Genomic DNA, 22654 nt, shown 5'->3' on the forward strand with positions numbered 1-22654 from the left:
CGGGAGGCGCGGGGCACCGAACCCGCGCCTCCTGCGCTCCGAACAGCGAGAGTGACCCGTCTCGCCCGCTCCCTCGTCGCCGTCGCGGCGTCCCTCCTCGTCCTCACCGGCTGCGCGCCCGACTCCGCAGCGCCGTCGGCCGGCGACGGCCGGGCCGGCGTCCCCGACGGAGACGGGCCGGTCGTCTCCTTCTACGGCGACTCGTACACCCTGGGCACCGGCGCGAGCGACCCGTCGAAGCGGTGGTCGACCGTCGTCAGCGCCGAGCGCGGCTGGCGGGAGCACAACGAGAGCGTGAACGGCCTCGGCTTCGTGAACAACCGGACGTCGTTCGAGGGCGGCGACCTGCCCGGCCAGGTGATCGCGGCCGACCCCGACATCGTGATCGTCACCATGGGGCTCAACGACGCCTTCTCGTACGACCGCAGCGCCGACGAGATCCACGAGCAGATCGGCGTCGACCTGCACCGCCTCGACGACGCCCTGCCCGAGGCGCGCTTCGTCGTCGTCGAGCCGTTCTGGTACACCGACGAGCGGCCCGAGAGCGTCGACGTCATCGCCGGCTGGGTGCGGGAGGCGGCCGACGAGATCGACGCCGACCAGGTGCCGGGGGCCTCGCGCTGGCTGACCGGCCACCCGGAGTGGACGGCAGCCGACGGGCTGCACCCGAACGACGACGGCTACGCCGAGCTGGCACGGCGCATGGACGAGGCGCTGACCGGGCTCGGGCTCTGACCGGGCTCGGGCACCGACCGGCGGGGTCGTCGGCGGTCGTTCGACGTCGAGAGGCCTGCGCCGGCTCCCCGGGGCCGCTCGCCCCGCCGTGCGCGCGTCGGCCTAGACTGACGCCGTGACCGATGCACCGAAGCCAGTCGACGTCGCCCTGATCGGGGCGGGCATCATGAGCGCCACCCTCGGCGCGATGATCAAGCAGCTCGAGCCGACGTGGACGATCCAGATCTACGAGGCCCTCGGCGACGTGGCCCAGGAGTCGAGCAACCCCTGGAACAACGCGGGCACCGGCCACTCCGCGCTCTGCGAGCTGAACTACACGCCCGAGCGCTCCGACGGCACGATCGACATCAGCAGCGCCGTCAAGGTCAACGAGCAGTTCCAGGTCTCGCGGCAGTTCTGGTCGCACCTCGTCGCGGAGGGCGCCCTGCCCGACCCGTCCGCCTTCATCTCGTCGACGCCCCACATGAGCTTCGTCTGGGGCGAGAAGAACGTCGAGTACCTGCGCAAGCGCCACGAGGCCCTGCGCGACCACCCGCTCTTCCGCGGTCTCGAGTTCAGCACCGACGCCTCCGTCATCCGGTCGTGGGCCCCCGTGCTCATCCCCGGCCGCTCGAAGGGGCAGCCGATCGCCGCGACCCGCATCGAGGCCGGCACCGACGTCGACTTCGGTGCGCTGACCCGACTGCTCATCGAGCACCTCGAGGCGAACGACGCCCGCCTCGAGCTCGACCACCGCGTGACGGGCCTCAAGAAGCTCGGCGACGGCACCTGGCGCATCAAGATGCGCAAGCAGGTCGGCGGCACGCCCACGACCGTCGACGCCCGCTTCGTCTTCGTGGGGGCCGGGGGAGGCGCGCTGCACCTCCTGCAGAAATCGCGCATCGACGAGATCAAGGGCTTCGGCGGCTTCCCGGTCAGCGGCGAGTTCCTCCGCACCGACGACCCCGAGGTCGTCGCCAAGCACCGGGCGAAGGTCTACGGCAAGGCCGCCGTCGGGTCGCCGCCCATGTCGGTGCCTCACCTCGACACCCGCATCGTCGACGGTGAGGCGAGCCTGATGTTCGGACCCTACGCCGGCTTCAGCCCAAAGTTCCTCAAGAACGGCTCCGTGCTCGACCTCGTGCTGTCGATCCGACCGCACAACCTCTACCCGATGATCCGGGCTGGCCTCGCCAACCTCGGCCTCGTGAAGTACCTCGTCGGCCAGCTGGCCGCGAGCAAGGAGACCAAGTTCGAGGCGCTGCGCGAGTTCATGCCCGATGCCGACCCGGCCGACTGGTACCGCATCACCGCGGGCCAGCGCGTCCAGGTGATCAAGCGCGACGCACAGAAGGGCGGGGTGCTGCAGTTCGGCACCGAGGTCGTGGCCGCGGCGGACGGCAGCATCGCCGGCCTCCTCGGTGCCTCGCCCGGGGCCTCGACGGCCGTGCCGATCATGCTCGACGTGCTGGAGCGCTGCTTCCCCGACCGCATCGCGGGCTGGACCCCGGTGCTCCGCCGACTCGTGCCGACCTACGGCGAGGCCGTCGCGACGGACGAGCAGCGGGCGGCCGCCACCCTCGGCGCCACGGCGGAGGCGCTCCGCATCCACGCCTGACCCGACCACGAGCGACGCTCGCTCGAACGTGTGTTCTAATGGACGCATGCGGTGGAGCGGGCAGGCGATGGCGGCGGAGAGCGACTCCGCCCTGCCCGGGCTCGCGAAGCTGTCGAACCTCGTGGCCTCGGTCACGACGCCGGAGTTCGCGGGCGTCACCTTCCACGAGATCCTCGCCAAGAGCGCGCTGAACCGCGTGCCCGGCGGAGACAGCGCCCTGCCCTTCGGCTGGACGGTCAACCCGTACCGGGGCTGCAGCCACGCCTGCGTCTACTGCTTCGCCCGGCCCACGCACGAGTACCTCGACCTCGACGGCGGCGACGACTTCGACCGCCAGATCGTCGTCAAGGTCAACGTCGCCGAGGTCCTGGCCCGCGAGCTCGCCCGGCCGTCCTGGCAGCGCCACCCGGTCGCGCTCGGCACGAACACCGACCCGTACCAGCGGGCCGAGGGGCGCTACCGTCTCATGCCGGGCATCATCGCGGCGCTGGCCGACTCGGGCACGCCGTTCAGCATCTTGACGAAGGGCACCCTCCTCCGGCGCGACCTGCCGCTGCTGGCGGAGGCGGCGGAGCACGTGCCGGTCGACATCGCGATGTCCGTCGCCGTCCACGACGACGAGCTGCAGCAGTCGATCGAGCCGGGCACGCCCACGACCGCGGCGCGGCTCGCCACCGTCCGGGCGGCGACCGACGCGGGCCTCCGCTGCTCCGTCTTCATGATGCCGGTGCTGCCGTACCTCACCGACACGCGCGAGCACCTCACCACGGCGCTCGAGGCCGTCCGCGACTCCGGCGCCACCGCCGTGCTCTACAGCGCGCTGCACCTCAAGCCCGGGGTCAAGGAGTGGTTCTTCGCCTGGCTCGAGCGCGAGCACCCGGAGCTGCTGCCGAAGTACCGCGAGCTCTATGCCCACGGCACCTACGCGCCCACGGGCTACCGCCGCTGGCTCGCGGGGCGGATGCGGCCGCTGCTGGCCCAGCACGGGCTGCAGCGCGGCGAGGCCGACCCCGCGACGGGGTCGACCCGGTCGCGGGCGCTCGACGACGCGGAGCAGTCGCTGCGGCTGATGAACCTCGCCCCGACGTCGGCTCCCCGGTCGCTCCTGGCGGAGGAGCTCCCCGGCGGGGCACGCTCCGCGCATCCCCGGCTGTTCTGAACGACCGGGGCACAGATCGCGACCCTCCTCCGAGTCGATCCGGGGGTGGCCCCAGATAACGGGGTACATGAGCTGGTCCGTGTTCTGGCATGATCATCAGGCCAGCCACGGAGCGAAGGAGGCACGGTGCTGCTCGGACTGCCCGCCCACCTCGCTCCCCAGAGCACCGGTCGCGCGCTCGCGCGCTCCTGCCACGTGATCGCGTGCGTCGTCCTCGCCGGCGCGGCCCTCCTGCTCGTGAGCAACCAGGTGGGGATGCCGTCGCTGATCCTGTGGCCCGCCCTGGTCGCGGTCGTGACGATGGCGGCGCTCGTGGTCGTCGTCGCCACCTACCGGAGCGCCACGAGCTACGCCGCCTACCTCCTCCTCGGCTCGGCGTGCCTCTACTGGTACGCGCTCACCCTCTTCGCCCAGGTCCCGTCGATCCAGGCCTCCGACGCCTTCTCGCTCTCGCTCCCCAAGATCGCCCTGGTCATGGTGGGGGCGAGCGGGGTGCGCCCTCGTCACAGCATCGCCTGGGCGACGGGCGGCCTGGTGCTGGGGGAGGTGGCCACCCAGCTCGCGACGTGGCAGACCGGGTCCGCCCCGAAGGTCGACGTGACGACGGTCGTGGCGTGGGCGGTCGTGGTCGGCACCCTCGGGTACGCCCTCGTCGCCCGCGACCGGGCACGGCGGGCCCAGCCGAGCATCCACCGCGCCGCCGTCGACCAGCAGCTCCAGAGCATCCGTCATGACATGGAGCAGCAGGCCGCGGCGCTCGTGCACGACACCGTCCTGAACCACCTCGCCGCCGTCGCGACCGCGGGCCCCGGCCGGCTCGACAGGTCGCTCGCGTCGTCGATGGCGGCGGACCTCGAGACCCTCGTCGGCCAGGAGTGGCTCCGTGACCCCGCCCCGCCCGGGGTCGACGCCGCGACGGCCGAGTGGGACGACAGCCTGCTCGCCCGCGCGGTCGAGCAGGGGCGGGCCCGGGGGCTGGAGATCGGCGTCACGGGCGACGTCGCGGCCGTGGCCCGCCTGGCGCCCGTGGTGGGCCAGGCGCTCGGCCTGGCCGTGACCCAGTGCCTGACGAACGTCGAGAAGCACAGCGGCGTGCGGCGTGCGGAGGTCGTCGTCTACGGCGACGGCGGCGAGCTCTCGGTCATGGTCATCGACGACGGTGCGGGCTTCGACCAGGACGCGGTGCCGCGGGACCGGCTCGGCCTGAGCAACTCGGTCCGGGCGCGCATGGAACGCGTCGGGGGCTCGGCCCAGGTCTGGTCGTCACCGGGCAGCGGGACGTCGGTCGTCATCCGCGTGCCGGCGACCGGCCCCGACGGCCCCGAGGTGCCCCAGGGGCCCGGCGCGACCGGCGCCACGGTCCCGGTGCCCGGTGCCGAGGGCGCGTCGGACGTCGCGCGCTCGGACGACCGGACGGGCGACGCCGCATGAGCGACCGCGAGCGGACCCCGCAGCAGGTCGACCCCGTGGGCGCCCTCGCCTCGCGCCCCGTGTCGCTGATCACCGTCCTCGCGGCGCTCGTCGTGGCGGTGTCCGCGACCCTGAGCGGTCGTGACGAGATCGTCGACCCGGCCGCGTCCGTCGGAGCGGTCGCGGCCCTGGCCGCGGCCGGCTTCGTGCTCGTGCTCTCCGCCAGCCCGCTCCGGGCGCCGTTCCGGCGTCGGTCCCTGGTGGCCGTGGTCGGGCTCTCCTGCGCCGCCGTCGCCCTCGAGGCGCTCGGTCTCCTCGGGCAGAACGCGCTCGTGCGAGACGACTGGTCGTCGCTCGCGGTCGGCGTCCTGCTGCTCGGCGTCGCCCCCTACCGACCCGCCGCGGAGATCCTCGTCGCCGGCCTCGTCGTCGCGGTCGTCGTGGCCGTGGTCGTGCTGCTCGAACGGCACTGGTTCGTGACCGACGTGCCGACCACGACGTTCGTGATCGTCGCCGTCGTGCCGGTCGTGGCGCTCTCCGCGGCCGCCGCCTCCTTCTCCCGCACCTTCACGCTGCTGGTCGAGCGGTGGATCGACCGCGCGACGACCTTCCGGCGCGCCAGCGCCGACGAGCTCCGGGCGAGCATCGCCCGGTCGGTGCAGCAGGACCGCGTCACCATCCTCAACCGGGAGGTCGTGCCGTTCTTCTCGTCGCTCGTCGACCGCGGGGCGGTGACGGCGGCCGACGCCCAGCGCGCCCGCGACATCGCCGACCAGCTCCGGGTGTCGATGGTGGCCGAGGCCGACCGGTCGTGGCTCGAGCACCTCTTCGTCAGCCCGACGAGCGGCGTCTCGGGCATCGTCGTCGACCCCGACTTCGTCGCCTCCGCGATGACCCCGGACCACCGGACGTCGCTGCGCGCCCTGCTGGTCGCCTTCGGCGAGCGGGACGGCGTCCAGGCCGACGACGTCCGCGTCGACCTCCGACGGGTCGACGAGCGCGTCGAGGCCCTCGTCAGCGTCCCGACCACGGTGGGGGAGTTCGTCGTCCGCCGACGCTTCGCACCGTGGTTCGCCGTTCTCCGCATCGTCTTCGGCGATCTGCAGGTCGACGCCACCTCCCCCCTCCTGACACTAAGGTTTTCTTATGACCAGCACTGAGTCGAGCGGCCGCTCGTCCCTCCGCCCGGGCTTCGGCAGGCCCGCCGCCGCCCCGTCGTGGAGCACGGTCGGCCCCGGCGACGAGACGCCCGCCACCCGCCGGGTGCGCCTCGCCATCCTCGACGACCACGAGGTCCTCCTGGACAGCCTCTCGAGCTGGATCAACGTCAACGCGTACGACTTCGACCTCGTGCTCACGGCGCACACGTGGCTGCAGCTGGTGCACAGCGACAACTTCCCGACCGACCTCGTCTTCCTCGACTTCCAGCTCAAGGAGCCCGTCTCGATCGAGGCCCGGGTCCGCACCTGCCGTGCCGCCGGCGCCAAGGTCGTCGTGCTGTCGAGCCTCGACACGCGGGAGTCGCGGGAGCGCGCGCTCGACGCCGGGGCGAGCGCGTTCCTGTCGAAGTCGTTGCCCATGCGCGAGGTCATGGACGCCGCGCGCCAGGTGATGGGCGTCGCTCGCGACTCGTCGCCGCAGCGCGACTGGCGGCCGCTGCCGGTCGGCGCCACGAACCAGAGTCGTCCCAAGCTGAGCGCCGGCGAGGCCGAGGCCTTCCGTCTCTACGTCTCGGGCTTCAGCACCAACGAGGTCGCGGCCCAGATGAACGTCCAGTACGAGACGGCGAAGACCTACCTGCGCCGGGTGCGCGAGAAGTACGCCAAGGCGAACCGGCCGGCGAGCAAGAAGAGCGAGCTGATCCGTCGCGCGGCGGAGGACGGCTACCTCCAGTAGTGGCGAAGCTGTACTTCCGCTACGGGGCCATGAACAGCGGCAAGAGCACGGCCCTGCTGCAGGCGGCCTTCAACTACGAGGAGCGTGGCCAGCGCGTGCTGCTGGCGAAGCCCCGGGTCGACACGAAGGGCGACGACGCGGTCGTGTCGCGGCTCGGCGTCACGCGGACCGTCGACGTGACGTTCGCGCCGGGCGACGACGTGCTGCGGGTGTTCTGTGCCGAGCGGGTGCGCGTGCGCGACGAGACCGGCTCCGACCTCGCCTGCCTGCTCGTCGACGAGGTGCAGTTCCTGTCGCCGGCGCAGGTCGACGACCTGCTGCGCATCGCCGTGCTGGAGGACGTCCCCGTGCTGGCCTACGGCATCCGGACGGACTTCCGGACGCTGGCGTTCCCGGGCAGCCGGCGCCTGATGGAGGTCTCGCACAGCCTCGAGGAGCTCAAGACGATCTGCCGCTGTGGGCGGAAGGCCGTCTTCAACGCGCGCAAGGTCGGTGACCGCTTCGTCTTCGACGGGGACCAGGTCGCGATCGACGGCGAGCAGGTCACGTACGAGTCGCTCTGCGGCGCCTGCTACCTCGCCGAGAGCAGCGGCCGCCTCGCCTGACCCGGCCCCCGACTCCCGCTCACCGTTGAGGGGCACGGCACGCCCGGAGGCTGGACCCGTAGGGTCCACCCTCCCCTTCAGCGTCGTGAAGAAAGCACGGAACGACAGGAAGGCTGGACCCGTAGGGTCCAGACCTTCCCTTCAGCGTCGTGAAGAAAGCACAGAACGACAAAAAGGCTGGACCCGTAGGGTCCAGCCTTTTCGTCGTGTCGGGGTAGCGGGATTCGAACCCACGACCTCCTCGTCCCGAACGAGGCGCGCTACCAAGCTGCGCCACACCCCGTCGTCTCGATCGGCATCTCTGCCAGTCGAAGCAACGTGTACAAGGATAGCGGATGAATCGGGCTCCGCGTGCCACCGCCGAGCGGTGATCGCCGGGGAGCGACTCAGGCGGTCAGCGTCACGACGACCGCCTCGGGGCGGCAGTCGAACCGCACGGGGGCGTAGATCGACGTGCCCAGCCCCGCGGAGATCTCGAGGTGCGCGGTGCGCCGTGCGTGGCTCCAGGTCGACAGCCCGCTGACCTTGCTGCGGGGGATGTCGCAGTTGGTCACGAGCGCGCCGTAGCCCGGCACCCGCACCTGGCCACCGTGCGTGTGTCCGCCGAAGATGACGTCGGCGCCGTTCGTCACGAACGAGTTGAGCACGCGCTGGTAGGGCGCGTGCGTGACGCCGATGCCGATCGGGTCCGGCCCGCCCCGGTCGTCCTGCCAGCCGACGTTCTCGCGGAGGTCGTCGAGGGCACCGGGGAGGCGGTCGAGGCGGTCCCAGCCCCGGTGGGCGTCGTTCACGCCGAAGAGCTCGAGCCGGTTGCCCCGGAGCTCCAGGGCGCGCGCGGTGTTGTTCAGGTCGAGCCAGCCCAGGTCGGCGAAGAAGGCCTCCATGCGGTCGACGTCGAGCGGTGCCGGGGCCCGGTGCGGCCGGCTGGGCCCGGCGAAGTACCTTAGCGGGCTCTTGGGGACGGGGCCGTAGTAGTCGTTGGACCCGTTCACCCAGACGCCCGGCACGCCGCGGAACGGCTCGAGGGTGTACTCGAGGGCGGTGTGGGCGTCGGCGTGGCCGAGGTTGTCGCCCGTGTTGACGACGAGGTCCGGCTCGTAGACCGACAGGCCGCGGACCCACTCCTGCTTCTCCGACTGCCACGGGGCCAGGTGCAGGTCGGACAGGTGGAGGACGGTGAGCGACCGCGACCCCGCCTCGAGGATCGGGAGGACCTCGTGGCGCACGGTGAAGCGGTTGCGCTCGACCAGGGCGCCCCAGGCGAACGCCCCCAGGCCGACGGCCGCGCCCGCCGCAGCGGTCGCGGCCGTCAGACGTCCGGCGGAGACGGGGCTCACGAGCACCCTCCGGGGTCGTTGCCGTCCTTGCCGCCGTAGAGCACGACGGAGATGGCGGTGTCCTTGGCGACGGACGTGCCCGGCGCGGGGTCGCTGCTCGCGACCCGGCACTGGTTCTTGCCGTCGCCGGTGGTGAAGCCGGAGACGCCGAGGGCGGTGGTGAAGCCGGCCCCGGCCACGGTCGCTCCGGCGCCCTTGAGGTCCTGGCCCGCGAGGTCGGGGACGGTGGTCGCCAGCGAGCCGTCCGAGGTGAAGACGCGCACCGTGGAGCCCTTGGCGACGAGCGTGCCGCCGGCGGGGTCCGACCCGCTGACCTGGCCGGCCGGGAGGGTCGACGCCTGGACGCCGCCGTCCTCGTACTTGAGGCCCGTGCTGCGGAGGAGCGTCTGGGCGGCGCTGGGCGTGCTGCCGGCGAGGTCGGGGACGCTGACGCCGGTGCCGCGCAGGACGGCGTTGGAGGGGGCCGCGAAGGCACCGCCCGGGTACGCCGCGTTGTTGACCGTCTGGACCTCGCGGAAGAAGGCCGACCGGGCGTTGGCGTAGCTGCCGTTCCGGGGCTGCACGGGCGACGAGTACGCGCGGAGGCTCTTCTTGCCGCCGTTGAAGTCGTAGTTGCCCTGCCAGATGGCCGTCGCGACGCGGGTCGACGCGCCGATGATCCAGATCTGGTCCTTGTCGTCGGTCGTGCCGGTCTTGCCGATCTCCGGGATGCCGTCCGCGGGGAGGCCGCCGACGGCCGTGCCGGACGTCCACAGGCCGGACATCGCCCGGGCGGCGCCCGCCGCGACGTCCGGGTCGAGCGCCTGCGTGCAGGCCTGCGGCTGGCCGCCGATGTCGGTGCCGGCGGCGTCCTTGATGTTGTCGACGATGATCGACTCGCAGTACTTGCCCCCGGCGGCGATGGCGGCGTAGGCGGTCGCCATCGTCAGCGGGGCGACCTCGTTCGAGCCGAGGATCGACGACGGGTTCTCGTAGGCCAGGGGCTTGCCGTCGGCGCGGTGCACGCCCAGCTTCTCGGCGACCCCGGCGATGTCGGCCAGGTCGAGCTGGGAGGCCATCGCGGCGTACGCCGTGTTCATCGACTGCGCGGTGGCCGCGGCGACGGTCATGCTCCCGGGCTTCTCACCGGCGTCGTTCTTCGGGGTCCAGCGGACGGTCGGACGGCCGTCCGCCGTGAGCTGGAAGGTGCGCGGGGTGGCGTTGACGGACTGGTTCACGCCGTTGCCCTGCTCCAGCCAGTCGAGCAGGGTGAAGGGCTTGTAGGTCGAACCGGGCTGGAAGCCGCCGGAGCCGCCGTACTGCTGGTCGGTGCTGAAGTTCACCGACGTCTGCGTCCGGTCGTCGGACGCCACCTCGGAGAAGGTCGTGTTCTGGGCCATGACGAGCACGCGGCCGGTGCCGGCCTCGACGGTGTTCACCACGGAGCCGAGCTGCAGGCGGGTCTCGGTCGCCGGCGCGTAGCGGTCGACCTTCTCCTTGGCGCTGGCGGTGAGGTCGAGGTCGAGGGTCGTGTAGACGTTGTAGCCGCCGGTGGCCCAGTTCTTCTCGCGCTCCTCGGGCGACGAGCCCAGCACGGCGAGGTTCTTGATGTTCTTCTTGACGTAGTCGCAGAAGTACTGGGCGCCGGCCGCCGTGACGGCGGCGCAGCCCTGGGTCGGCGTCGTGAGGTGCACGTAGCCGGCGATGTCGGAGGCGAGCGAGGCCTGCATCTGGGCCTCGTCGATGTAGCCCTCGGCCTTCATCGACTTGAGGATGACGTCGCGTCGGGCCTTGTTGCCCTCGTACTTCTCCGGCGTCGAGAGGTTTCGAGTGTCGGGGTACTGGACGATCGCGATGAGGCTCGCGGCCTCCTCGACCGTGAGGTCGGTCGCCGACTTGTTGTAGTAGTGCTGCGCGGCGGCCTGGACCCCGTAGGTCTGGTCGCCGAAGTAGGCGATGTTGAGGTACGCCAGGAGGATGGAGTCCTTGGTGTACTTCTTCTCGAGCCCGATCGCGAACTTCATCTCCTCGAGCTTGCGGTCGAGGGTCGTGGTGGTCGCCTCCTTGTAGGCGGCGTCGCGCTCCTCCTGCGTGTCGAGCTGCTGCGACTGCGCGATGCGGATGTTGCGGACGAGCTGCATCGTCAGGGTCGACCCGCCACCGCTCGCCCCGAGCTCGCCGCCGCCGAGCGACCCCACCGCGGCGCGCACGAGAGAGGTGACGTCGACGCCGCCGTGGTCGTAGAAGCGGCGGTCCTCACCGGCGAGGACGGCGTTCTTGAGGTTCGGCGAGACCTGGTCCCACTTGAGCTCGACGCGGTTCTCGCTGTAGAGGGTCGCGAAGGGGACGTCCTGCCCGCCCTGCTTGGCGAACAGCGTGTTGCGCTGCGACAGCTTGCCGATCTCGATGTACTCGGGGATCGACTCGAAGACCCCGATCGAGCTCGAGGCGGTCATGCCGGCCACGGCGATCGCCGGCGTCACGCCGATGGTGACGAGGAGGCCGGCCAGCACGCTGAAGCCGACGAATCCGAAGAGCGCCCCGATGACGGACGTGGGCTTCGATTTTTGGGCAGACATAAGATCAGGGTAAGTGACACCGACGACATCCGAGCTGATAGGAACCACAAATGGTCCTTTGGGAGTACATGACCACGCCGCTCATGGTGCACAACAGCACCGCGATCCTGAACAACTGGGGGAGCGAGGGCTGGGAGCTCGTGCAGGTCACGCAGGGGCCGGAGGGCGGCCCCGTCGCCTGGTTCAAGCGCGAGAAGGCGCAGGGCGCCTGATGGTCGACGTCGCCGCGCGCCTCGCCGACCTCGGCCTCGAGCTCCCCGCGGTGGCGGCCCCGGCGGGTGACTACCTCCCCGCCGTCCGCAGCGGGCAGCTGGTCTTCACCGCCGGCCAGCTGCCGTTCGTCGAGGGTTCCCTCCCCGCGACCGGCGTCGTCGGCGAGGCCCCCGGCCAGGTCACGCCGGAGGCGGCCCGTGACCTCGCGGCACGGTCCGCCCTCAACGCCCTCGCCGCCGCGGCGACCGTCCTCGGGTCGCTCGACGAGGTCGTCCGGGTCGTCAAGGTGACGGGCTTCGTCGCCTCCGACCCGGCGTTCACCGGGCAGCCCGGCGTCATCAACGGCGCGTCCGAGCTGCTGGCCCGGGTGTTCGGCGAGGCCGGTCGTCACGCACGCAGCGCCGTCGGCGTCGCCGCGCTCCCGCTCGGCAGCCCGGTCGAGGTCGAGCTCGTGCTCGAGGTGGCCTGAGCCCTCCCGGCCGCGGGGCTCCCGGGCGGGAGCCCCGCGCCGACCGGGTCAGCGCAGCCCGGCGCTGATCGCGCTCATCACGGTCGCGTCGGCGAGCGTGGTCGTGTCGCCGACCTCACGGCCCTCCGCGACGTCGCGGAGCAGGCGTCGCATGATCTTCCCCGAGCGGGTCTTGGGCAGCTCGTCGACGAGCACGACCGTGCGCGGTCGGGCGATGGAGCCGATCTGGCGCGCGACGTGCTCGCGCAGCGCGACCACCGCCTCCTCGGGGTCCTGGGCGCCGCGGGCGCCGTCGCGCAGCACGACGAAGGCGACGACGGCCTGCCCCGTCGCCTCGTCCGTCGCCCCGACGACGGCCGACTCGGCGACGGCGGGGTGGGCGACCAGCGACGACTCGATCTCGGCGGTCGAGAGCCGGTGCCCCGACACGTTCATCACGTCGTCGACGCGCCCGAGCAGCCAGATGTCGCCGTCATCGTCGCGACGAGCGCCGTCGCCGGCGAAGTACCGGTCGCCGAAACGCCCCCAGTAGGTCTCGACGTAGCGCTCGTGGTCGCCCCAGATGCCGCGCAGCATCGACGGCCACGGCTCGGTGACGACGAGCAGCCCGCTGCCGCCGGGGCCGACGGGTGCCCCGTCGTCGTCGACCACGTCGACCACCACGCCCGGCACCGGCGTCTGAGCAGCCCCGGGCTTCGTGGCGGTGACGCCGGGCAGCGGCGAGACCATGATCGCGCCGGTCTCGGTCTGCCACCACGTGTCGACGACGGGAGTGCGGCCCGAGCCGACCACCTCGCGGTACCAGAGCCAGGCCTCGGGGTTGATGGGCTCGCCGACGGAGCCCAGCAGGCGCAGCGACGAGAGGTCGCGGGCGAGGGGCAGCTGCCGCCCGGCCTTCATCGCGGCACGGATGGCCGTCGGGGCCGTGTAGAAGAGGGTCACCCCGTACTTCTCGACGATGTCCCACCAGCGCCCGGGAGCGGGGGAGTCGGGGGTCCCTTCGTAGAGGACCTGGGTCGCGCCGTTCGCGAGGGGCCCGTAGACGACGTAGCTGTGGCCGGTGATCCAGCCGACGTCGGCGGTGCACCACCAGACGTCGGTGGCCGGGCGGAGGTCGAAGACCGTCGCGTGGGTCGTCGCGACCTGGGTCAGGTAGCCGCCGGAGGTGTGCAGGATGCCCTTCGGTCGGCCCGTGGTGCCGCTCGTGTAGAGGATGAACAGCGGGTGCTCGGCCGGGAAGGGCTGCGCGACGTGCTCGTCGCCGACGCCGTCGAGGGCCTCGTGCCACCAGAGGTCGCGGCCCTCGACCCAGTCGACGGCCTGGCCGCCGCGGCGCACGACGAGCACGGTCTGGACGGTCGACGGCCCGCCCGTGGCGAGCGCGGCGTCGACGGCGGGCTTCAGGGGCGACACCGTTCCCCGTCGCCAGCCGCCGTCGGCGGTGACGACGACCGTGGCCCCGGCGTCGTCGATGCGGGCCCTCAGGCTCTCGGCGCTGAACCCGCCGAAGACGACGGAGTGCACGGCGCCGAGACGGGCCACGGCGAGCATGACCACGACCGCCTCCGGGATCTGCGGCAGGTAGACGACGACGCGGTCGCCCGCCCCGACGCCGAGCGAGGCGAGGAGGTTCGCGGCGCGCTTGACCTCCCGGGTCAGCTCGTCGTAGGTGACGGCACGGCTGTCGCCGGGCTCGCCCTCCCAGAGCAGGGCGACGCGGTCGCCGTGGCCCGCCTCGACGTGCCGGTCGAGGCAGTTGTAGGCGACGTTGAGCGTGCCGTCGGCGAACCAGCGGGCGATCGGGGCCCCCGACCAGTCGAGCGCCTCGCCGGGAGGGCGGTGCCAGGTGAGCCGCTCGTGGGCCTGGCGGAGCCACCAGCCCTCGCGATCCGTGGCCGCGGCGGCGGCGAGCTCGGGGCCCGCGACGGCCTCCTCGACGAACCGTGCCGAGGGGCGGAAGACCAGGCCGGGGGAGGCGGCGGCCCCGTGGTCGTCACCGGTGGGGGTGGAGGGGGCGGTGCCGTCGGTCATGTCGGTCCTCTCGCGTCGTCGCGGTGCGGCGGCCGGGGCCGTCGCGCCGACCCTACTCCGGCGGCCGTCGTCGACCAGGACGTCGCGTGGGTCGACGACGTCGCGACACGCCGAGATCCGCCCTCGTCACCCGTGGCGCGGGAGCGGGTGGCTGGGGTACAGTGATCCACGTCGGGATTCGTCCCGACAGGCAGTGCCAGCGATTCCCCCCGATCCAGCACTGCCGTGGCGGCACCCGTTCCCCCCGACTGGTGCCGCCCCTCTCGTTTAACCCGGTCGTCGCCCCCGGGTGGCCAGGGCGTCGTCCCTCCCCAGGGTCCGCCGAACCATATCGTTCCGCGGTGTGCGTGCACTGATCTGTCTGCGCCCCCGCCGCTCGTTAGCGTCGGCGGATGGACGAGACCGATCCCCCCGCCACCCGACGTCACCCTCGTCTCACCCGCGGGTGGCCGCCGGGGCGGTACGTGCCTGACGTGCCGGGCGGAGGGCGTCGCGATCGGGGTACGGGCGACCGATACGGGGTACAGGTCGACGCTGTCACAGGGGTCGTCGGGCCTCACGACGACCGCCAGCGGGTCGCCGGCCACGACCTGGGGCCGCTCTCCGCGCTGCTCGACCCCGACGTCACCGACGTCTTCGTGAACGGAGGGGCGGGCACTTGGGTCGACCGCGGGGCGGGCGCCCGGCCCGATCCCCGGGTCCACCTCTCCGAGGGCGACGTGCGCTCCCTGGCCGCCCGGCTCGTCGCCCGGGGCGGGCGGCACGTCGACGAGGCGACGCCGTGCGTCGACGTTCGGCTCCCCGGGGGCGTCCGCGTGCACGCCGTGCTGCCGTCGGTCTCGACGACGGGCACCCTGCTCTCCGTCCGGCTGCCCCGACCCGAGCCGCTCGGCCTCGACGAGCTCGCGGCCGGCGGCTTCTTCGCGCCGGGCGACGACGTGGTCGTGCGCGGGCTGGTGGAGAGGCGCGCGAACGTCCTGGTGACCGGTGCGGGAGGGGCGGGCAAGACCACCTTCCTGGCGGCCTTCCTCTCCGCGGCCGACCCGGCCGACCGCGTCGTCCTGATCGAGGACGTCGCGGAGCTGAGGCTCCGGCACCCCCACGTGGTCTCGCTCGAGGCCCGGCAGCCCAACCTGGAGGGCGTCGGCGGCATCGACACCGCGCGCCTGCTGAGGGAGGCGCTCCGGATGCGTCCCGACCGGCTCGTGGTCGGCGAGTGCCGAGGCGTGGAGGTGCGCGACCTGCTGTCGGCCCTCAACACGGGCCACGACGGCGGGGCGGGCACGCTCCACGCCAACGGTCTCGCCGACGTCCCCGCCCGGCTCGAGGCGCTCGGTGCCGTCGCCGGCCTCACCCCGGGAGCGCTCGCCCGGCAGGCGGTCAGCGCCGTCGACGCCGTGCTGCACGTCGAGCGGCGGGACGGCCGTCGCCGGCTCGCGCAGATCGGCTCGCTGGCCCTCGGGCCGTCCGGCGAGCTCGTCGCCCGGGCAGGTCTCGGCCCGGTCGGGGCGTCGTGAGGCGGGCCCGAGAGGGGCGCGGGCGGCCCGGGCGGCCCGGGCGGCCCGGGCGGCCCGGTGGGTCGGCCGATAGGGGGTCGGGTCGGCCGACCCGACGGGCCCCGCCCACGGCGGTCGCCGTCGTCCTGGAGCGCACCGCGGTCCTGCTCGGGGTCGGGGTGGCCCCCGCGTCGGCGTGGAGGCACCTCGCCCGGTCGGAGGGCCACGCCCTGGTGGCGGCCGTCGCGGAGCGCGTCGGCGCCGCGGCGGCCCGTGGCACACCGGTCTCCGTCGCACTGCTCGCGGCCCTCGAGACCCAGCCCTTCGCGGCCGTCCCGCACGGGAGCCGCACGGACCGGGAGTGGCGGCAGGTCGCGTGCGCCTGGCGGGTGGCCGAGCAGAGCGGCGCGCCCCTGGCCGACTGCCTGAGGTCGTTCGCCCGGGCCCTGCGCCAGTCCGAGGAGGTGCGTCGCGAGGTGGAGGTGGCGCTCGCCGGCCCCCGCGCCGCGGCGAGGATCGTGCTGGGCCTGCCCGTGGTCGGCCTCCTCTTCTCCCTCGGCTCGGGCGTCGACGCCGGAGCCGTGCTGGCGTCGCCCCTCGGCGGCGCGTGCCTCGTGGGCGGCGGTGCGCTGGTCGCCGCCGCGCGGGCCTGGAACGCGCGTCTCGTCCGCGGAGCGGTGCCCCGGGGCGACGTGCCCGGCCTGCGGCTGGAGCTCCTGGCCGTGGCGCTCGCGGGAGGAGGCTCGTGGCAGGGGGCTGTGGCCCTCGTGGCCCGAGCCGTGGAGGAGTGCCTCGTCGACGGGCCGTCGGCAGACGAGCGGGGCGCCGCCGTCCTGGACCTCTCTCGGCGGGCGGGCGCCCCAGCGGCGGAGCTCCTGCGCGCCGCCGCCGCGGAGGAGCGGCTGGAGGCGGCCACCACGGCCCGTTCGGCCGCGGCGCGGCTCGGCTCGACCCTGATGCTCCCCCTGGGGGCCTGCGTCCTGCCGGCCTTCCTGCTGGTGGGGGTCGTGCCGCTCGTCGCGGCCCTCGTCTCCTCCACCGCCGGCGACCTGTGACCTCTCTCCCCAGGGCGGCGTCCTCGTCCGCTGGTCCTGCCCGCGGCGGTCGCACACTCGAGCAGGTCGCCGCGGCGGCCGCCGTCGGCCCGGCCGGGTCGGCGGAGGACGAGAAGAAGAGGACCTCATGACCACTGACCCCACATCCGCCGCCCGCTGCTCGGCGCCCGGCCGCTGCTCGACGACCGGCGGCTGCTCGGCGATCGGCGGCTCGACCGCGCCCGCCCGGTCGTCGGCCGAGGCCGGCACGAGCGAGCGTGTCGCGGCCCGCCTGCCCGGGGCGGTGCCGCGCCGCCGCCGACTGGTCCAGCACCTGCGCTCGGAGGTCGGCGCCGCGACGGCGGAGTACGCGATCGTCATCATGGCCGCGGTCGGGTTCGCCGGCGTGCTGCTCGCCGTGATGCGCAGCGACGAGGTGCGGGCCGTGCTCAGCGACCTCGTGCGGTCGGCCCTGTCGGTGGGCTGACGGGTGCCCCACGGGCTCCGCGACGACGCAGGGAGCGTGACCGTCGAGTTCGCGGTCGTGCTGCCCGCCGTCCTCCTCCTCCTCGCCCTCGTCGTCGGGGCGTCGTCCGCCGCCGCCCAGTCGATCCGCCTCGCCGACGCGGCGGCGGTGACCGCCCGGCAGACGGCGCGCGGCGACGGCGGGCGGACCGCGGCGGTGCTCGGGCAGCTCGCGCCGGGCGCCACGGTGCAGTCGTCGGAGGGCGAGGGGCTCGTCTGCGTGGTCCTCCGCCGACCCGTCGACGCGGGCCCGCTCACGGGAGTCGTCGTCCTGACCTCCCGCAGCTGCGCTCCGGCGCTCGGGGGCTGAGGTGGGCGGGAGGGCGCCGGTCGGGGCCGGCGGCGACGACGGGGCCGCCTCCGTCCTGGTCGTGGCCGTCCTGGTCGGGGTCGTCGTCCTGGCGGTCGCCGTCGTGGGCGGTGGGCGCGCCCTGGCGGAGCGCAGCCGGGTCAGCGGCGCTGCTGACGCGACGGCTCTGGCGACGGCCGACGCCGCCGCCGGGCTCGTCGCGGGCTCGCCCTGCGACCGGGCCGGGGCCCTCGCAGCGGCCAACGGGGTCGTCCTGACGAGCTGCCGCGTCGACGAGCTCGTCGTCACCGTGAGGGTGACGACGAGCCTCGCCGGGGTGGTCGTGGGGGCCTCCGCGACGGCGGGACCGCCGCCGACCGGCACCGCGCCTCCCGGGCTCCCGCCGTGAGGTGGCCGCCCGCCGCGTGTGTGTATGGTGTGCCTGTCGGCGGCACACGTCAGCGCCGTCGCGCTGGTCGGGGTGCGACGCGAGTCGCCCGCCGCCGACCGTCTGACCGGCCTCCCGGGGCTGGTCCCGTCGTTCCCCCCAATGCAAGGAGTCCCGTGCCAGGCACGAAGAAACTGGTCATCGTCGAGTCGCCCGCGAAGGCCAAGACGATCGCCCAGTACCTCGGCAGCGGCTACGAGGTGCTCGCCTCGGTCGGCCACATCCGCGACCTCGTCGAGCCGAAGAACCTGCCGGCCGAGCTCAAGAAGGGCTCGCTGGGCAAGTTCTCCGTCGACGTCGAGAACGGCTTCGAGCCCTACTACGTCGTCTCCGACGCGAAGAAGAAGACGGTCTCCGACCTCAAGCGGGCGCTCAAGGGCGCCGACGAGCTCTACCTCGCCACTGATGAGGACCGCGAGGGCGAGGCCATCGCGTGGCACCTCCTCCAGGAGCTCAAGCCGAAGGTCCCCGTGAAGCGGATGGTCTTCCACGAGATCACGAAGGACGCCATCCAGCAGGCGCAGGAGAACACGCGTCAGCTCGACACCGCGCTCGTCGACGCCCAGGAGACCCGACGCATCCTCGACCGTCTCTACGGCTACGAGGTCTCGCCGGTCCTCTGGCGCAAGGTCGGCCCCGGCCTCTCCGCCGGTCGCGTGCAGTCCGCCGCCACGCGGCTCGTCGTCGACCGGGAGCGCGAGCGGCTCGCCTTCGTCTCGGCCTCCTACTGGGACCTCACCGCGACCTTCGAGCCCGACGGTGAGGCGCTGCCCTTCTCCTCGAGGCTCGTCCGGGTCAACGGCTCGCGCGTCGCCAGCGGCCGCGACTTCGACGACCGCGGCCAGCTCAAGGGCGAGGCCGTCTCGCTCGACGAGCAGTCGGCCACGGCGCTGACGAGGGCCCTCGAGGCCGAGGGCGTCGACGTCGTCGTCTCGTCCGTCGAGTCGAAGCCCTACACGCGTCGCCCCGCCGCGCCCTTCACCACGTCGACCCTGCAGCAGGAGGCGGCGCGCAAGCTCCGCTTCTCGGCTCGCCAGACGATGAGCGTCGCGCAGTCCCTGTACGAGAACGGGCACATCACCTACATGCGCACCGACTCGCCGTCGCTGTCGCAGCAGGCGACGAACGCCGCCCGCAAGCAGGCTGCCTCCCTCTACGGCGCCGAGACCGTGCCCGAGAAGCCCCGCACGTACGCCGGCAAGAGCAAGAACGCGCAGGAGGCGCACGAGGCGATCCGCCCCTCGGGCGACACGTTCCGCACCCCGAGCGAGATGCAGGGCGCGCTCCGCGGCAACGACTGGAAGCTGTACGACCTGATCTGGAAGCGCACCGTCGCCTCGCAGATGGCCGACGCCAAGGGCTCGACGGCCTCGGTCGTCGTGTCGGCGACGACGCCTGACGACGTCGCGGGCATCACGCCCCGCACCGCGTCCGGCACCCTGGCGGAGTTCGTCGCGACCGGCACCGTCATCACCTTCCGCGGCTTCCTCGCCGCCTACGAGGAGGGCCGCGACGAGGACCGCCACGGCGCCGCGGAGACCGCGGACGCGAAGCTCCCCGTCCTGGCCGAGGGCCAGCACCTCGTCCTCGACGACGTCGAGGCCAAGGGCCACGACACCAGTGCGCCGCCCCGGTACACCGAGGCGAGCCTGGTCAAGACCCTGGAGGAGCTCGGCATCGGGCGGCCGTCGACCTACGCCGCCATCATGTCGACGATCGTCGACCGCGGCTACGTGACCCCGCGCGGCACCGCCCTCGTGCCGAACTGGATCGCCTTCTCGGTCGTCCGGCTGCTGGAGGAGTACTTCGGCGACCTCGTCGAGTACGACTTCACGGCCAGCATGGAGGACGACCTCGACCAGATCGCCGGCGGCGACGCCGACCGGGTCGACTGGCTCAACGGGTTCTACTTCGGCAACGAGACCCACCGCGGGCTCCGCAAGGTCATCGACAACCTCGGCGAGATCGACGCCCGCGACATCAACTCCATCCCGCTGGGCGAGGGCATCACGCTCCGCATCGGCCGCTACGGGCCCTACCTCGAGGCGCCCGGCGACGACCCGGAGACCCCGAGGCGCGTCAACGTGCCCGAGGACCTCGCCCCTGACGAGCTCACGCCCGCGAAGGCGCGCGAGCTGATCGAGGCGCCCGTCGTGGGCGACCGCGTGGTCGGCACGAACCCGGAGTCGGGCAAGGAGGTCGTCGCGAAGGACGGCCGCTTCGGCCCGTACGTCACCGAGCGCACCCCGGAGGAGGTCGAGGCCGACCCGGCGACGGGCGAGGTCGTCGAGGCTCCCGCCGCCGTGGCCCCCGCGACCGGGGCGAAGGCCCCGGCCAAGAAGCCCGCCGCGAAGAAGGCCGCGCCGAAGGAGCGCACGGCGTCGCTCTTCAAGAGCATGAGCGTCGACACCGTCGACCTGCAGACCGCCCTCGCGCTGCTCGACCTGCCCCGCACCGTCGGGCTGGACCCCGAGAGCGGCGACGAGATCCAGGCGCAGAACGGCCGCTACGGCCCGTACCTGAAGAAGGGCACCGACACCCGGTCGCTCACCTCGGAGGACCAGATCTTCGAGATCGACCTCGCCGGCGCACTCGAGGCGTTCGCTCAGCCCAAGTACGGCGCTCGCCGGGCCAGCAGCGCTCTCGCCGAGTTCGCGGCCGACCCGGTGAGCGGCAAGCCCATCAAGGTCAAGGACGGCCGGTTCGGGCCGTACGTGACCGACGGCGAGACGAACGCGACCATCCCCCGCGGCGAGACGGTGGAGGAGGTCGACTTCGACCGCGCCGTCGAGCTGCTCGCGGACAAGCGCGCCAAGGGGCCGGCGAAGCCCAAGGCCAAGGCCCCGGCCAAGAAGGCGCCCGCCAAGAAGGCGCCCGTGAAGAAGGCGCCCGTCACGAAGGCGACGACGACGAAGGCCGCGACCACGAAGGCGACGACGACGAAGGCCGCGACCACGAAGGCGACGACGACGAAGGCCGCGACCACGAAGGCCGCGACCACGAAGGCCGCGACCACGAAGGCCGCGGCCGCGAAGGCGGCGGCGACCGAGGCCGCATCGCTGACGACCGAGTCGACGAGCGAGTAGTGGCGGGCCTCTTCGTCACGTTCGAGGGCGGCGACGGCTCGGGCAAGACCACGCAGGCGGGCCTGCTCGAGTCGTGGCTGACCGGGCAGGGCCGCGGCGTCGTCCGTACCCGCGAGCCCGGGGGCACGGACCTGGGGCTGGAGCTGCGCGAGATCGTGCTGCACCGCCGCGGCCACATCGCCCCTCGCGCGGAGGCCCTGCTCTACGCCGCCGACCGGGCCCAGCACGTCGAGACCCTCGTGCGCCCCGCCCTCGAGCGCGGAGACGTGGTCGTGCAGGATCGCTACATCGACTCCTCGGTCGCCTACCAGGGCGCCGGGCGCGTGCTGGGCGGCGACGAGGTGCGAGACCTGTCGCGGTGGGCCGTGGAGGGTCTCGCCCCCGACCTGACCGTCCTGCTCGACCTCGACGAGGCCGCGGCCCGCTCACGCCTCGACGCGTCGCGCACCACCTACGACCGCCTCGAGGCCGAGGCCCAGGACTTCCACGCGAGGGTCCGTGCGGCCTTCCTCGCGATCGCCGAGGCCGAGCCCGAGCGCGTCCTCGTGGTCGACGCGACCCAGCCCGTGGACGCGATCGCCGCCTCCGTCCGGGCTCGCGTCGAGACCCTCCTCGCCCGCCCGTGACGTTCTGGGACGACCTCACCGGTCAGGCCGACGCCATCGAGTCCCTGCGGGCGGCGGCCTCGGCCGACCCGGCGAACTCGTCGATGACGCACTCCTGGCTGATCACCGGCCCGCCCGGCTCCGGCCGCTCGAACTTGGCCTACGCCTTCGCCGGGGCGCTCCTCGCCCGGGGCGACGACGACGAGGCGACCGCACGCCAGGTGGCGGCACGGTCGCACCCGGACCTCGCGGTGCTGAGCACGGAGCGCATCATCATCACGATCGACGAGGTCCGGTCGCTCGTCGCGGCCTCGCAGTTCTCGCCCTCCGTCGGCCGGTACCGCGTCGTGGTCATCGAGGACGCCGACCGGATGACCGAGCGGACCTCCAACCTGCTGCTCAAGGCCCTCGAGGAGCCGCCGCCCCGCACGGTGTGGATCCTCTGCGCGCCGAGCGAGGCCGACCTCATCCCGACGATCCGGTCCCGCGTGCGGAGCGTGCGCCTCCGCGTCCCGTCCGTGCACGACGTCGCGGCCCTGCTCGAGCGCCGGGGGGTCGAGCCCGACACCGCCCTGGTCGCCGCCCGCGAGGCGCAGAGCCACATCGGGATGGCCCAGCGGCTCGCGACCAACCCCGAGGCGCGCGCCCGGCGTCGGACGACCCTCGAGACCGCCCTCGGCATCCGCTCGGTCTCCGACGCGGTGATCGCCGCCTCCACCATGCTCGCCGTGGCGGGGGACGACGCCAAGGCCATCACCGAGGAGCGCGACGCGGAGGAGCGCGCGAGCGCCCTGCGCTCGCTGGGCGTCGAGCCCGGCGGCACCGTCCCGCCCGCGCTGCGCAGCCAGCTGCGCGCCCTCGACGACGACCAGAAGCGCCGCGCGACGCGCAGCCTCCGCGACGGCATCGACCGCATCATGGTCGACCTGCTGTCGCTCTACCGGGACGTCCTCCTGCTGCACCTCGGCGTCGGCGACGACCTCGTCAACGAGAGCATCCGGCCGCAGCTCGAGCAGGCGGTGACGGCCTCGACGCCGGCCACCACCCTCGCCGTGATGGACGCGATCAGCGTGGCGCGGCGGCGCATCGAGTCGAACGTCGCCCCGGCCCTCGCGCTGGAGGCGATGCTGGTCGCCGTCAGCAGGCACGCGGTCCGGTGAG

At 73.4% G+C, this 22654-nt stretch carries 20 protein-coding genes and 1 tRNA gene; 17 read left to right on the forward strand and 4 right to left on the reverse strand.

Annotated features, from left to right (window positions below; translation table 11 throughout):
- Nucleotides 1–51 precede the first annotated feature (51 nt).
- The 7 genes from FHR77_RS02545 (at nt 52) to FHR77_RS02575 (ending at nt 7402) form a co-directional block, all read left to right on the forward strand.
- Entirely contained in the window at nt 52–735 is a 684-nt protein-coding gene (locus tag FHR77_RS02545) for a GDSL-type esterase/lipase family protein (protein ID WP_167258558.1), read from the forward strand.
- A 115-nt stretch (nt 736–850) separates the two neighbouring features.
- Complete coding sequence (locus FHR77_RS02550) at nt 851–2332, forward strand: malate:quinone oxidoreductase (protein ID WP_167258560.1); 1482 nt, start codon at nt 851–853, stop codon at nt 2330–2332.
- Between the two features lie 46 nt (nt 2333–2378).
- Nucleotides 2379–3491 carry an Rv2578c family radical SAM protein gene (locus tag FHR77_RS02555; protein WP_167258562.1) on the forward strand — a complete coding sequence of 371 codons (1113 nt, stop codon included), beginning with the start codon at nt 2379–2381 and terminating at the stop codon, nt 3489–3491.
- Nucleotides 3492–3617: 126 nt separating this feature from the next.
- Complete coding sequence (locus FHR77_RS02560) at nt 3618–4922, forward strand: sensor histidine kinase (protein ID WP_167258564.1); 1305 nt, start codon at nt 3618–3620, stop codon at nt 4920–4922.
- Nucleotides 4919–6061: a hypothetical protein gene (locus FHR77_RS02565; protein WP_167258566.1), complete on the forward strand. Its 1143-nt coding sequence runs from the start codon at nt 4919–4921 to the stop codon at nt 6059–6061. The genes FHR77_RS02560 and FHR77_RS02565 overlap by 4 nt, the downstream gene beginning before the upstream one ends.
- Nucleotides 6048–6797, forward strand: coding sequence for a response regulator transcription factor (locus tag FHR77_RS02570; RefSeq protein WP_082514262.1), 750 nt, complete (start codon nt 6048–6050; stop codon nt 6795–6797). Before FHR77_RS02565 ends, FHR77_RS02570 begins: the two co-directional genes overlap by 14 nt.
- The gene (locus tag FHR77_RS02575) at nt 6797–7402 is read left to right on the forward strand and encodes a thymidine kinase (protein ID WP_167258568.1); all 606 of its coding nucleotides are present in this window, start codon (nt 6797–6799) and stop codon (nt 7400–7402) included. Before FHR77_RS02570 ends, FHR77_RS02575 begins: the two co-directional genes overlap by 1 nt.
- Before the next feature lie 209 nt (nt 7403–7611).
- Here FHR77_RS02575 and FHR77_RS02580 read toward each other — a convergent pair.
- From FHR77_RS02580 to FHR77_RS02590, 3 genes are all read right to left on the reverse strand, one after another.
- A tRNA-Pro gene (locus FHR77_RS02580) sits at nt 7612–7685 on the reverse strand.
- Between the two features lie 103 nt (nt 7686–7788).
- Nucleotides 7789–8739 carry a metallophosphoesterase gene (locus FHR77_RS02585; RefSeq protein ID WP_167258570.1) on the reverse strand — a complete coding sequence of 317 codons (951 nt, stop codon included), beginning with the start codon at nt 8737–8739 and terminating at the stop codon, nt 7789–7791.
- Nucleotides 8736–11297: a transglycosylase domain-containing protein gene (locus FHR77_RS02590; protein ID WP_167258572.1), complete on the reverse strand. Its 2562-nt coding sequence runs from the start codon at nt 11295–11297 to the stop codon at nt 8736–8738. Before FHR77_RS02590 ends, FHR77_RS02585 begins: the two co-directional genes overlap by 4 nt.
- 50 nt (nt 11298–11347) lie before the next feature.
- Between FHR77_RS02590 and sp36 the strand changes: the two genes are divergently transcribed.
- On the forward strand, nt 11348–11509 hold the full coding sequence (gene sp36, locus FHR77_RS02595; protein WP_167258574.1) for a Sp36 family protein: 162 nt from the start codon (nt 11348–11350) through the stop codon (nt 11507–11509).
- The gene (locus FHR77_RS02600; protein WP_167258576.1) at nt 11509–11979 is read left to right on the forward strand and encodes a RidA family protein; all 471 of its coding nucleotides are present in this window, start codon (nt 11509–11511) and stop codon (nt 11977–11979) included. Before sp36 ends, FHR77_RS02600 begins: the two co-directional genes overlap by 1 nt.
- Before the next feature lie 48 nt (nt 11980–12027).
- Here the strand turns inward: FHR77_RS02600 and acs are convergent, their stop codons facing one another.
- Complete coding sequence (gene acs, locus FHR77_RS02605) at nt 12028–14010, reverse strand: acetate--CoA ligase (protein ID WP_167258578.1); 1983 nt, start codon at nt 14008–14010, stop codon at nt 12028–12030.
- Nucleotides 14011–14648: 638 nt separating this feature from the next.
- Between acs and FHR77_RS02610 the strand changes: the two genes are divergently transcribed.
- The 8 genes from FHR77_RS02610 to FHR77_RS02645 all read left to right on the forward strand — a co-directional run bounded on the left by FHR77_RS02610 (nt 14649) and on the right by FHR77_RS02645 (nt 22653).
- On the forward strand, nt 14649–15527 hold the full coding sequence (locus tag FHR77_RS02610) for a TadA family conjugal transfer-associated ATPase (protein ID WP_341777192.1): 879 nt from the start codon (nt 14649–14651) through the stop codon (nt 15525–15527).
- Between the two features lie 125 nt (nt 15528–15652).
- Nucleotides 15653–16561 (forward strand): type II secretion system F family protein, encoded by a 909-nt coding sequence (locus FHR77_RS02615; RefSeq protein WP_208380508.1) that lies wholly within the window; start codon nt 15653–15655, stop codon nt 16559–16561.
- A gap of 127 nt (nt 16562–16688) precedes the next feature.
- A complete protein-coding gene (locus FHR77_RS02620; protein ID WP_167258584.1) occupies nt 16689–17027 on the forward strand; it encodes a DUF4244 domain-containing protein in 339 nt (112 codons plus the stop codon).
- Nucleotides 17028–17063: 36 nt separating this feature from the next.
- The gene (locus FHR77_RS02625; RefSeq protein ID WP_341777193.1) at nt 17064–17375 is read left to right on the forward strand and encodes a TadE family type IV pilus minor pilin; all 312 of its coding nucleotides are present in this window, start codon (nt 17064–17066) and stop codon (nt 17373–17375) included.
- Nucleotide 17376: 1 nt separating this feature from the next.
- Nucleotides 17377–17763 (forward strand): Rv3654c family TadE-like protein, encoded by a 387-nt coding sequence (locus FHR77_RS02630; RefSeq protein WP_167258588.1) that lies wholly within the window; start codon nt 17377–17379, stop codon nt 17761–17763.
- Nucleotides 17764–17918: 155 nt separating this feature from the next.
- Nucleotides 17919–20888 carry a type I DNA topoisomerase gene (topA, locus tag FHR77_RS02635; protein ID WP_167258590.1) on the forward strand — a complete coding sequence of 990 codons (2970 nt, stop codon included), beginning with the start codon at nt 17919–17921 and terminating at the stop codon, nt 20886–20888.
- The gene (tmk, locus tag FHR77_RS02640) at nt 20888–21514 is read left to right on the forward strand and encodes a dTMP kinase (RefSeq protein WP_167258592.1); all 627 of its coding nucleotides are present in this window, start codon (nt 20888–20890) and stop codon (nt 21512–21514) included. Before topA ends, tmk begins: the two co-directional genes overlap by 1 nt.
- Nucleotides 21511–22653, forward strand: coding sequence for a DNA polymerase III subunit delta' (locus FHR77_RS02645; RefSeq protein ID WP_167258594.1), 1143 nt, complete (start codon nt 21511–21513; stop codon nt 22651–22653). Before tmk ends, FHR77_RS02645 begins: the two co-directional genes overlap by 4 nt.
- The last annotated feature ends 1 nt before the right edge of the window (nt 22654 follow it).

This window comes from Frigoribacterium endophyticum, from assembly GCF_011759585.1.
Lineage (GTDB): Bacteria > Actinomycetota > Actinomycetes > Actinomycetales > Microbacteriaceae > Frigoribacterium > Frigoribacterium endophyticum.

Excerpts from the sequence above, each read along its gene's own strand:
- FHR77_RS02600 (WP_167258576.1), top strand. The coding sequence starts at position 11,509 with ATGGTCGACGTCGCCGCGCGCCTCGCCGACCTCGGCCTCGAGCTCCCC.
- FHR77_RS02570 (WP_082514262.1), top strand. The coding sequence starts at position 6,048 with ATGACCAGCACTGAGTCGAGCGGCCGCTCGTCCCTCCGCCCGGGCTTC.
- FHR77_RS02565 (WP_167258566.1), top strand. The coding sequence starts at position 4,919 with ATGAGCGACCGCGAGCGGACCCCGCAGCAGGTCGACCCCGTGGGCGCC.
- sp36 (WP_167258574.1), top strand. The coding sequence starts at position 11,348 with ATGGTCCTTTGGGAGTACATGACCACGCCGCTCATGGTGCACAACAGC.
- FHR77_RS02590 (WP_167258572.1), bottom strand. The coding sequence starts at position 11,297 with ATGTCTGCCCAAAAATCGAAGCCCACGTCCGTCATCGGGGCGCTCTTC.
- FHR77_RS02555 (WP_167258562.1), top strand. The coding sequence starts at position 2,379 with ATGCGGTGGAGCGGGCAGGCGATGGCGGCGGAGAGCGACTCCGCCCTG.
- FHR77_RS02620 (WP_167258584.1), top strand. The coding sequence starts at position 16,689 with ATGACCACTGACCCCACATCCGCCGCCCGCTGCTCGGCGCCCGGCCGC.
- acs (WP_167258578.1), bottom strand. The coding sequence starts at position 14,010 with ATGACCGACGGCACCGCCCCCTCCACCCCCACCGGTGACGACCACGGG.